Consider the following 12,260-nt stretch of genomic DNA (forward strand, 5'->3'; position numbering starts at 1 on the left):
GTAGTTTCTCTATTTTTAGCTAAGTTAAACTACCAGTTTTTGCTACATCTTTCCTTATTTTCTCATGATAAACTTTTTTCACAGAGACTAGAAAACATTCCACTACCATACCAAGCGGCAGATACGGCATTTACCGCAAAAACTCATATTTTACACAGTCGGAGCGAGGAAACACATTCCTTGAGCGAATAATTTCGTTATACCTAACATACAAAAGGAGCTAAATCCTTTCTACAGCCTCTTATCTATCGCTTCTTAAACCGTTTCCCTGAATGGATACCTTCTTCTCTCTATTCTCTTTCTAATCCATAGTTAGCGCTACTTGGGCTAGTATAGATACCTGCTCTGCGCTGGATGGGATAGTATAAACGCCACTCTTCGCTAGCTCATTCAATTTGGCTGATCATAATTTGTTGCTACTACACTTTCTTTCTCATCAAAATGTGAGTGACAACTATTATTTCCTAACAGCTTTTCGTCATAAGTTTCAATATTAAAATATTTTTCATATTTATCTATATTATCACAAAGTGAAAGTACTCTAATCTTGCTCATAATCAAACCTGTACCGGCAGGAATTAATCTTCCTACTATGACATTTTCTTTTAGCCCGCTCAAAGAATCTTCCTTTCCACAGAATGCTGCTTCTGTTAGCACTTTCGTTGTCTCTTGGAAGGAGGCAGCAGAAATAAAGGAATTAGTTTCAAGGCTAGCTCTCGTAATTCCCTGCAAGATAGGAAGATAACTAGCAGGTTGCTTGCCAGAATTGTTCATAGCATTATTTTCCCTATCAATTTCCAGCTTACCAATGCTTTCGCCAATCAAGTACATAGTATCACCAGGATCAGTAATTTCTACTTTTTGCAACATTTGTTTCAATATTACTTCTAAGTGTTTGTTGTCTATACGAACACCCTGCAATCTATAGACTTGCTGTATTTCAGAAACCATATAGTGTGCTAGAGCTTCGAGTCCAAGTACACGCAAAATATCATGAAGATCAGGATCACCATCCATCAATAGATCACCTTTACGTACAAAATCACCCTCATTGACTATTACGTGTTTGCTCCTTGATACCAGATATTCAATCGGAGAAATCTGCTCGTCTACAGGTTTAATTAATATACTACGTTTTCCTCTCCGATCTTTCTCAGAAAATGCTACATGACCATCTATCTCACTAACAATTGCATGCTCCCTAGGACGTCGTGCTTCAAACAGTTCTATGACTCTAGGTAGACCACCAGTAATATCACGAGTTTTGACTGACTCTCTTGGCGTTCTTGTAATGATATCACCCGCATGAACCTTTTGGCCATCTTGTACATTTAGTACTGCACCAATTGGTATAAAATAACATGCTTCAACGCCACTTGCGAGTGTCATTACTTCACCGTTATCGTCGAGCAACACTATACGAGGACGCAAATTAGCTCCACCAGAGTGCAATTTCCAATCCTTCACTACTTTACTTGATATTCCGGTAGATTCGTCCATAACCTCAGTGATTGATACTCCATCTTTTAGGTCTCGATAAGATACTGTACCAGTCTTTTCCGTGATAATAGGTAATGTATAAGGATCCCATTCTGCAACTCTGTCGCCAATTTTTACTGACTGACCTTCATCTACATAAAACTTGGCACCATAAGGTACACTATGCCTCAATTTTTCACTACCGAGACTATCAATCAATATAACTTCGCAAGAACGACTTATTACAATTTTATCTCCATTTTTGTCTATAATTATATTACTATTGTTCAATTTTATTTTAGCATTAATAGAAGCTATAATATTTGAAGATTCAACGCCCCTAGTCATTACTCCACCTATGTGGAAAGTACGCATCGTTAACTGAGTGCCTGGCTCTCCAACGGATTGAGCGGCTATCACACCAACTGCCTCACCTATTGAAACAATTCTGCCAGTTGCAAGGTCTCTTCCATAACACAGAGCACATACACCTGGGCTTAGTTCACAGGTTAAAGGTGATCTAATTTTCACAGCGTCAAGACCTGCAATATTAATTTGCTTTACCTTACTTTCATCAATTAATTCTCCTGCTTTCACCAATAATTCTTTTGTCACTGGATTATATATATCATTTGCAGCTGTTCTGCCCAGCACAACGCTCTCTAAAGATGCAACTATGGTACCTCCTTCAACCGTGGCTCTTACAACGAGACCATTTTTGGTTTTACAGTCATGCTTTGTAACTATGCAGTTTTGAGACACATCAACTAAACGACGAGTTAAGTATCCAGAGTTTGCAGTTTTAAGCGCAGTATCAGCAAGACCCTTACGTGCACCGTGAGTAGAATTGAAGTACTCAAATACGTTTAACCCTTCGCGGAAGTTGGAGATTATAGGTGTCTCTATAATCTCACCAGAAGGCTTAGTCATAAGTCCTCGCATTCCAGCTAGCTGTTTCATCTGTGAAGTAGAACCCCTTGCACCAGAGTTGACCATCATATATACTGAATTGTACTTACTATTTCTGTCGTATATAGATATTGCCTTTAACATATCATTGGCTATCATATCCGTACACTTAGACCATTCATCTATAACCTTGTTATACCTTTCACTTCTGGTGATTAACCCGTCTTGATACTGCATAGAGAACTTTTTAATTTCATCCCTAGTGTGATCAACATGTGTGGCTTTAGTTTCGGGTATAACCAGATCACAACGACTAAAAGAAGTACCAGAAAATGTAGCATACTCAAAGCCAAGTATCATTAGTTTATCAGAAAATTCTACTGTAGCGCTTTGACCGCAGTTACGATATACTAAATCAACTATATTGGTTACTTCCTTAACTGTTAAGACCTGATTTACAAAGTCAAAGCTCAAATTCTCATGTTTAGGAAAGATCTGCCATAATATTAGGCGACCAGGAGTTGTACGAACAGTTTTATAGCAAATTTCGCCATCACTACTCGTATATTCCATCCTATGCCTTATACTAGAATGAACATGCAAAGTACCATTACTCAGAGAGTGTTCAATTTCACCAAAAGCACTCGAGAATGGTAAATCATCATCTTCCTCATCGGTTTGTTCCTGCAAAGTTAAGTAGTGTATACCAAGTATTATATCTTTACTAGGAACTATGATTGGTCTGCCGTTAGAAGGGCTTAAAACATTATTAGTCGACATCATCAATACTCTAGCTTCAAGCTGAGCTTCTAATGAAATCGGCACGTGCACTGCCATTTGATCGCCATCAAAGTCAGCATTAAACGCTGTACAGACAAGCGGATGCAGTTGTATTGCTTTGCCTTCAATAAGGATTGGTTCAAAAGCCTGAATACCGAGCCTATGCAGAGTAGGTGCTCTATTTAACAACACAGGGTGTTCTTTTATTACCTCCTCAAGCATGTCCCAAACTTCTGGCTTCTCTGCTCTTATTAGCTTACTAGCAAACTTAATAGTTGGAGCCATACCATACATCTTGAGCTTTGAGTAGACAAAAGGCTTGAATAATTCGAGAGCCATTCTTTTTGGCAATCCACACTGATTTAACTTTAAAGTTGGACCAACAACTATTACAGAACGTCCAGAGTAGTCCACTCTTTTTCCTAATAGATTCTGACGGAACCGACCTTGTTTTCCTTTTAGCATATCGCTAATAGATTTTTTATATCCAACAGCACCAGCTTTACTTGTCAGAGTATTACGACGGCTATTGTCAAAAAGAGAATCAACTGCTTCTTGTAACATTCTCTTTTCGTTACGAATCATAATTTCAGGAGGATTTAAACTTAATAGCTTTCTCAACCTGTTATTTCTATTAATAATAGTCCTATAATGATGATTCAGATCAGAAACTGCAGGACGACCACTTTCAAGCGATACTAAAGGGCGTAAATCAGGTGGCAAAATAGGTATAGTTGTGAGTATCATCCACTCAGGTCTGTTTCCTGATTTGATAAAGTTTTCAATAATACGTAATCTCTTTATAATTTTCTTTCTTCTTATTTCGGAAGTAACAGATTCTAACTCCAATCTTAGATTCTTTCTAATTTCGTGTAAATCAAGACGAGTCAGCAACTCTCTTATAGCTTCAACGCCTTGCATAGCCACAAAGCTATCAGTTCCATAACTATCTTTAGCTTCATTGTAGGCTTTTTCACTAATAATCTCACCTTTTTCAAAAGGAGAAACAAGAGGATCTATTACAATGTAATTATCGCTATATAAAATGTTCTCAATATCTCTTAGAGACATGTCTAATAATGCTCCAATCCTCGAAGGAAGCGATTTCAAAAACCATATATGAGCAACAGGAGATGCAAGCTCTATATGGCCCATTCTTTCTCTTCTCACTTTAGAAGATGTAACCTCTACTCCACACTTTTCACATATACGACCTCTGTGCCTTCTTTTTTTGTATTTTCCACATAAACATTCGTCGTCATTGACAGGACCGAAAACCTTAGGACAGAACAATCCACCCTTTTCAACTTTAAATGTACGATAGTTTGCAGTTGAGACATCTTTTATCTCACCATAGGACATAGATTTAATACTTTCAGGACTAGCAATGGATATACTAATCTTATCAAAAGGCTGTGCAATATTAGTATAAGATATGTCTTCAATAACTATCTCATTTTGCTTTAAAGCTACATTTAGACATAAAGAGCGTAATTCTTTTATCATCACATTAAAAGATTCAGGGGTCCCACACTCAAAATTACTGTCACCTTTTATTATTGATTCATAAATCTTAATCCTACCATTAATGTCATCAGACTTCACGGTTAACATTTCTTGTAAAGTATAGGCAGCACCATAGGCTTGCAACGCCCAACATTCCATTTCACCAAAACGCTGACCACCAAAATGGGATTTTCCTCCAAGAGGTTGCTGAGTAACCAAGCTATAAGGCCCTACTGAACGTGCGTGAATTTTATCATCAACTAGGTGGTGCAACTTAAGCATGTACATATAACCAACCGTAACCTTACGATCAAATTTTTCACCAGTGCAACCATCGTACAATACAGTTTGTCCAGAGTTATCCAAACCAGCGAGTTCAAATAATTTTGTTATTTTTTCATCTTTTGGACCTTCAAATGCAGGCGCAGCAACAGGAACACCATCACGTAATTTATGCGCAAACTCGATCAAGTTACTATCGCTAATCTCATGAATACTATTACAGATTGATACATCACTACCACAACTATACACCTCAATAAGGAAGTTACGTAAATTGTCGTGTGCGCTTTTACAAGAGTTTAAATAGTTTTCCACTAATGTGTTTAGCTCGTCATTGAGTGCATTTTTATTAGATATATTAAAAATAGAAGCCGCTATTTCTTCATCACTAACTTCTTCAATTTTTCTGTTATCAAGACACGCTGCTGCAAATTTTGCAGGGTTATCATTGTCGAGAGACCTAATTTTCTTACAGAAAGTACTTTTAGTTTTGTTGATTTCATCAAGAATGTCACCTACTTTTTCTCCTAATTTTTTGCAAGCCCAACCTACATGAGTTTCTAATATTTGTCCCACGTTCATTCTTGATGGAACGCCTAGAGGATTGAGAATAATATCAACAGGAGTACCATCTTCTAAATGAGGCATATCCTCCACTGGTACAACTCGAGAAATCACCCCTTTGTTTCCATGCCTACCAGCCATTTTATCTCCTGGCTGTAGACTGTGCTTCACAGCAATGAAAACTTTTATTGACATCGACACGCCCTGAGGTAAGTCATAACCTTCATCTAATTTTTCTACTTTTTGCTTAAACTGTGTTATTGCATTTGATACTTTTTCATCAAAGTCTTTTTTTAAGTTCTTAACTTGTTCAGAAATAGATTTGTTTTTTAACCCTATACCCCACCATTGTTCACGTTCAATGGCGTTAAGTTTTTCTTGGTCTTGAGAGCAAGAATGCACGAGAAGCTTTTTTAGTTCGTCATAGAAATACTCGCTAGCTACATTGATTACATAATCCCGCTCTTTCTCTAAATCATCCATTTCTTTTTGCTTAATAAGCAATGCCCTTTCGTTCTCTTCAACTCCCCTGCGTGTAAAGACTCTCACATCAATTACTGTTCCTTCAACATCTGGGGATGTGTACAAAGAGGAATCTGCACAATCGAATGACTTTTCACCAAAAATCGTCATCAACAATTTTGTTTCAGGAGGTAATGAAAGAGAAGGTTTAGGTGTAACTTTACCTACTAGAATATAGCTTGGACCCACTCTTGTACCAATTTTTACTATACCACTATCATCCAAGTGGTATAGATTTTCTTCATTAATACCAGGTATAGCACGAGTTATTTTCTCTGACCCTAAAGGAGTATCATGTACAACACATTCAAATTCTTCTATATGGATAGAAGTAAATAGATCCTTTTTAACGACTTCACTGGAAATGACAATAGAGTCTTCAAAATTATAACCTTGCCAAGACATAAAAGCGACCAGCAAATTTTTACCAAGTGCTAGCTCACCACTATTAATTGCAGGACCATCAGCTATTACATCACCCTCTTTAGCATAATCACCAACACGTACTAGTGGCCTTTGATTAATGCAAGTATTATGATTGGAACGCTGAAATTTCTTTAAACGATAAATATCTACACCCAGGTAGTTAACCCTTTCTTCATCAAAGGCGCGTATAACTATGGAATTACTATCAGAGCTATCAACTATGCCATCACGTTTTGCCAAAACTACAGCACCAGAACCAGAAGCAACAAAAGATTCCATACCAGTTGCAACCAAAGGAGCAGTAGGCTTCAATAAAGGTACAGCTTGGCGTTGCATGTTTGAACCCATTAATGCCCTGTTAGCATCGTCATTTTCCAAAAATGGGATCAAGGAAGCTGCAACTGATATTACCTGTTTAGGAGATACGTCAATGTAACTCACTTGATCGCTACTTACCATGGCAAAACTACCGGCATACCTACAGTATAGCATGTCATCAACAAAACGGTTATTTTCATCAAGCCTTGCACTGGTATCAGCTATATAATACGAACCTTCATCTATTGCAGATAGATACTCAATTTGATCAGTGACAACCCTATTTACTACTTTCCTGTAAGGGCTTTCAATAAAACCATATTTATTAACACGTGCGTATATAGCCAAACTGTTGATTAGCCCTATATTTTGCCCTTCAGGGGTTTCAATGGGGCAAATTCTTCCATAATGAGTTGGATGAACATCACGTACCTCAAATCCTGCACGATCTCTCGTTAAACCGCCAGGACCTAATGCTGATAACCTTCTTTTATGCGTTATTTCAGACAATGGATTAGTCTGATCCATAAACTGGGATAATTGAGAAGAATTAAAGAAATCTCTTAAGACATTAGTTAATACTTTTGGATTAATAAAATCAGATGGGGAAACTTTGTCTAAACTAGAAGTAGACATAGAGTCAATTATTACACGTTCCAATTTTAGTAGCCCAGCTCTAAACTGATTCTCTATAAACTCTCCAACTGATCTTACTCTTCTATTTCCCAAGTGATCAATATCATCCACAGATCCTTGACCGTCACGTAACAGTACTATTTTTCTTACAATTTCAATAATATCTTCATGTGTTAAAACAGTTAAATCTTCGTCACAATTTAACCCAAGATAAGAATTGAGTTTCAACCTACCAATATTAGACAGGTCGTAATACTCAGGGTTGAAAAAAAGATTATGAAAAAACTCTTCTACTATCTCTAAAACGGGAACTTCACCAGGACGCAAGACTCTATATATTTCATACAGCGCGTCCTGATAAGACATGTTTTCATCTAGAAAAAGTGTATTTAATATATAAGGCCCAACATATAGATTATCGATGTTTAAGACTGATATTTCACCCACAGATAGTAATTCAAGCTTTTTTACGTCTTCCACTTTTATAGACTCACCAGCAGATAAAATTTTCGTAGAGCTAACACCATCTACTAAGTCTTCTGCGAGAAATAAACCACATATAGAATTGAAAGGCACTAGATACTCTTTTAATCCATTGTCATATAGCTTTTTAGCTAGCCTTGAGGTAACACGAACATTAGCCTTAAGTAGCACATTACCTTCAACGTCCATTAAGTCAAAAGGTAACCTAACTCCCTTAAATTTGTCAGGGATAAAAGGTACTTTCCAACCGTTTTTGTATTTTACATACTTTATCTTTTCATAAAATTTATCGAGTATATCATTATTTGACAGGCCCAACGCTTTTAATAAAACTGAGATTGGTAATTTTCTTTTCCTATCAATACGAAAATACAAGTGGTCTTTAACATCAAACTCAATATCAAGCCAAGAGCCTCTATAAGGAATAATTCTAGCAGAATAAATTAATTTACCGGAGTTATAAGTTTTTCCCTTATCGCTATCAAAAAATACACCAGGGGACCTATGCATCTGTGAGATAATAACTTTTTCCACCCCATTAATGATGAAAGTGCCTTTATCAGTCATCATCGGCAACTCACAAAAGTGGACTTCCTGCTCTTCTATAAATTTTACAATAGTCGCAAGCTTGGAATGATCCCCACTCTCTTTAATCGATCTATATTCATCAAGAGAAATACCATCTTGTACAACAACAAGACGTATAGAAGCAATAACTCGAGCAGAAAAAGTTATACCGCGCTTTATACATTCAAACTCATCATACTTGGGATCATCTATTCTGCAGCTTATGAACTCAATAGTAGCCCTGTGCAAAGGATCATTTACTGGAAAGACTGAATGAAAAATAGATTCAAGTCTTTCATTATCATGACTTCCAGGAGTAAATGACTTGTATGACTCTTTTTGAACTTTAACTAAGTCTAACAAAGAATCTTTTAAATCAACTGACCTGGAATAAGAAACCCTAGGAACAAAAGCATTAGAAACACACATATAAGAAGAACCAATCATTAAATACCCCAAACTAACTAAAAGCGCTGCATCAATATAAAATTAACATATTAAATGTAAGCATCTTATTCAAGTTCCACTTTGATTGCTCCTGCTTCAATGAGTTGTTGCTTTATTTTTTCTGCTTCATCTCTAGGAATATTAGCAGTCAAATCCTTAGGCAAGGATTCAACTAACTCTTTTGCTTCTTTTAAGCCTAATGTAGAATTAACCTTTCTAACCATTCTAATGATTTCCATTTTTTTGCTTGCATCAATTTCTTTAATTACAACTTTGCATTCAATTTTTTCTTGAGAAGCAGAACTAGCAGCATTATCACTAGTAGGTGCACTAGCACCAACAACTCCGCCAACAAAAGAATCAGCGAGTAACCCTATCTTCTCTTCTAGAACTTTTACAAGTTCAGAAGCCTCTAATAGATTTAAAGATAATATTTTATCAACCAAATCATTTGTTACATTACTCATACTACTACCTTACTTAACAACAAATTTATTTTTTAGAACTATAATAATCTAACACTCTTATAAGCCTCATGGAAGGTGAGTTAATAGATAACGCCAACCGAGCAGGAATATTATAAGATATTAAACGCATAATTTTAATACGCAACTCATCCAGAGAAGGCAACTTAGCCAGTTTATTAACATCCTCTACTGTAAGCAATTGATTTAAGTGAGCTGCGCAAATCACAGACATCTTTTTTTTATTAGCATCAACGAAATCAACTATCAGCTTTGCAGCTTCTACTATACCACTAGAGTATATAATAGCAACAGGACCAGAAAACCTATCTGATAAATAGGAAAATCTATCAGTTCTTTCCAAAGCTAAACGTGCTAGAGTATTTTTAACTACTAGCATTCTGCCTGCTACAGCCTTTAGGCCATTCCTGAGGGCTAGTGAGTCACTAGCATTTATAGATTTAAAATTTACCAGTATTAAGAAATCATTATTTACAAACACATTCATTATGCTCTGTATAAAATCATCCTTACTTTCACGCTTCACAGTATTACTCCCTTAAATTATATCTTCCACTTTGTTTATTTTATAAGCTTTGCCCATAGTTGAATTTAAAAAGACACTCTTAAAGTACACTCCTTTAACAGAAACAGGTTTACCATTTTTAATGATTTTAAGAAAGGCTTTCAAATTTTCTAGCAAATCATCAACACCAAACTTGATGTTTCCTAATTTACCGTGGATAATACCATTTTTGTCTGTCCTAAATTTTATTTGACCAGATTTAATGGTTTTAACAGCTTCTGCAACTTTAGAAGTTACGGTACCAAATTTAGGATTAGGCATCAATCCCTTGGCACCCAATACTTTCGCAATAGGGGTAATTTTTGCTATAAAATCAGGAGTGGTAATACACCAATCAACATCTAGTTTTCTACCCTTTTTTATTTCTTCAACTAAATCCTTCCCTCCTACAATATCAGCACCAGCTTTTTCAGCTTCTGATAAATGCTTATCTTGGGCAAAAACAGCTACTTTAATATCTTTTCCAATACCCTTAGGCAAAATCACTGTACCGCGCACCTGTTCTTCAGATTTACGTGAATCCACACCTAAATTAACTGCAACATCAATTGACTCGTTAAACTTTGCTGAAGCGGACTCAATAATCTTTTCTAAACATTGCTTGGGATTGTCGTGATATGTACTCATGCGTCTAACCTTCTATAACTTCTATACCCATAGATTTGGCAGTACCTATAACCATTTTCACTGCTGAATCCTCATTATCCACTTTCATGTCAACCATTTTACATCTTGCTACCTTAATTATAGCAGACATAGGCAACTTCGCCACCAATTCTTTACCTGGATTATTGGAGCTTTTGGTCAATTTAGCTTCCTGCTTAAGCAAATAAGCAACAGGCGGACCACTGACAGTAAGATCGTGAGAGCGATCATCCTTTACAGAGATTCGTACTGTTACTAAATCACCTACCTTATAGTTAGCGTTAGCCGTGCTAGTCACTTTATTAAAAGCTTCGCAGAACTTAGGAACGGGTATACCGCGCGGACCAAGCACTGAAGCAATTTTTGGCCCAGGTACTGCCTTCCCCGCTTCCATTAATAAGTTAATCTTAGCAACCACAACACTCATAATTAACCATCTATTTTCTCTACTTGAGCTAAATCTAACTCTATTATTGTTGGCTTACCTAGAATTGACACTTCTACATTAATAATTTTTTTCTCATCGTTAATCATATCTACTTTACCAATAAAATTTTGAAAAAGACCATCGTTAACTTTCACCTTTTCTCCCTTTTCATAACCGTGACTCAACTTTTTCGTCTCTTGAGCATCATAAAGTGCATTACACATTGAGCGAATCTCATCATCCAAAATCACCTTGGGAACATTACCATTTTTTAAGAACCCATAAACTTTAAGAGACTTTGGTATATTATTAACAAAGTTTAACACTTCATCGCATAAATTTACATATAAAAAAACATAACCAGGAAAGCATTTTCTTCGTGTAACAGTTTTTTTAGACCTTAATTCTGCCTCACTTGGCTCTTCATATGGGATAAAAACTTCCTTAAAATAATTGCTAACTCCTAATCTCATAGAATTTTCTAACACGTGTTGACACACCTTTTCTTCGTAATTGGAAGCAACCCTCAAAATATACCATTTGTATTTGTCGAATTCTCTACGCTTTAAACTCATTTCATCATCTAAAACTACTTCAAAATTACCAGGCTCATCACTGCAGAACCCAGGTGTTTGATTCAGAATATCCTTACTCTCATCACATAGATGCATACATACGTACACTGCACACAACTCGCTTATGTCAGATTTTGAATCACTTAGCGTTTGATAAGGAATAAATACCTCCTTGAAATAAGCACTGCTATTTACCAACTCACGTACGTGTCTCTCATGCCCGTAATCAACTTTAATAATGTACCATTTATATTCCATAAACAATTCCAAATAAAGCTTTAATTGCATAAAGAGACGTAAAATCTATCAAATGAAAGAAAACTGAAAAGCACAATATAACAACTGCTACAACAAATAAAGACGACAACACTTCTTGCTTCTTCACCCAGGCAATTTTTCGTATTTCCTGCTTGATACGACACAAAAAGTCACTTAAACCTTTTAACATTTCTACCACAACATTAATGCAGGAGCGATAGGAATTGAACCTACAACCTCTGGTTTTGGAGACCAGCGCTCTACCAATTGAGCTACACTCCTATGACTAAAACTTTCTACTCCAAAATTTCAGAAACAACACCAGAACCAACAGTTCTACCACCCTCTCTTATTGCAAAACGCAATCCCTTATCCATCGCTATTGA

At 36.3% G+C, this 12,260-nt stretch carries 9 protein-coding genes and 1 tRNA gene; 1 reads left to right on the forward strand and 9 read right to left on the reverse strand.

From position 1 onward, the window contains the following. A partial coding sequence (locus GO685_RS05415) for a hypothetical protein (RefSeq protein ID WP_218939196.1) occupies window positions 1-192 on the forward strand: 192 nt, incomplete at its 5' end. A 198-nt stretch (window positions 193-390) separates the two neighbouring features. Here the strand turns inward: GO685_RS05415 and GO685_RS01075 are convergent. From GO685_RS01075 to GO685_RS01115, 9 genes are all read right to left on the reverse strand, one after another. After that, window positions 391-8,919, reverse strand: coding sequence for a DNA-directed RNA polymerase subunit beta/beta' (locus tag GO685_RS01075; protein ID WP_175937185.1), 8,529 nt, complete (start codon window positions 8,917-8,919; stop codon window positions 391-393). Between the two features lie 65 nt (window positions 8,920-8,984). Then, window positions 8,985-9,386 (reverse strand): 50S ribosomal protein L7/L12, encoded by a 402-nt coding sequence (gene rplL / locus GO685_RS01080; protein WP_175937186.1) that lies wholly within the window; start codon window positions 9,384-9,386, stop codon window positions 8,985-8,987. A 25-nt stretch (window positions 9,387-9,411) separates the two neighbouring features. Continuing rightward, a complete protein-coding gene (gene rplJ / locus GO685_RS01085; protein ID WP_175937187.1) occupies window positions 9,412-9,930 on the reverse strand; it encodes a 50S ribosomal protein L10 in 519 nt (172 codons plus the stop codon). 12 nt (window positions 9,931-9,942) lie between these two features. Beyond that, entirely contained in the window at window positions 9,943-10,596 is a 654-nt protein-coding gene (gene rplA, locus GO685_RS01090) for a 50S ribosomal protein L1 (RefSeq protein ID WP_175937188.1), read from the reverse strand. A 4-nt stretch (window positions 10,597-10,600) separates the two neighbouring features. Continuing rightward, entirely contained in the window at window positions 10,601-11,041 is a 441-nt protein-coding gene (locus GO685_RS01095; RefSeq protein WP_175937189.1) for an uL11 family ribosomal protein, read from the reverse strand. A gap of 2 nt (window positions 11,042-11,043) precedes the next feature. Further along, window positions 11,044-11,874: a transcription termination/antitermination protein NusG gene (nusG, locus tag GO685_RS01100; protein ID WP_246226311.1), complete on the reverse strand. Its 831-nt coding sequence runs from the start codon at window positions 11,872-11,874 to the stop codon at window positions 11,044-11,046. Beyond that, a complete protein-coding gene (gene secE, locus GO685_RS01105) occupies window positions 11,864-12,064 on the reverse strand; it encodes a preprotein translocase subunit SecE (RefSeq protein WP_218939197.1) in 201 nt (66 codons plus the stop codon). The genes nusG and secE overlap by 11 nt, the downstream gene beginning before the upstream one ends. A 19-nt stretch (window positions 12,065-12,083) precedes the next feature. Then, window positions 12,084-12,156 (reverse strand) — tRNA-Trp (locus GO685_RS01110). A 14-nt stretch (window positions 12,157-12,170) separates the two neighbouring features. Further along, window positions 12,171-12,260, reverse strand: a 90-nt coding sequence (locus GO685_RS01115) for an EF-Tu C-terminal domain-related protein (RefSeq protein WP_175937191.1), incomplete at its 5' end; no start/stop codon positions are given.

The sequence above is a fragment of the Wolbachia endosymbiont of Madathamugadia hiepei genome (genome assembly GCF_013366855.1).
Taxonomy (GTDB): domain Bacteria; phylum Pseudomonadota; class Alphaproteobacteria; order Rickettsiales; family Anaplasmataceae; genus Wolbachia.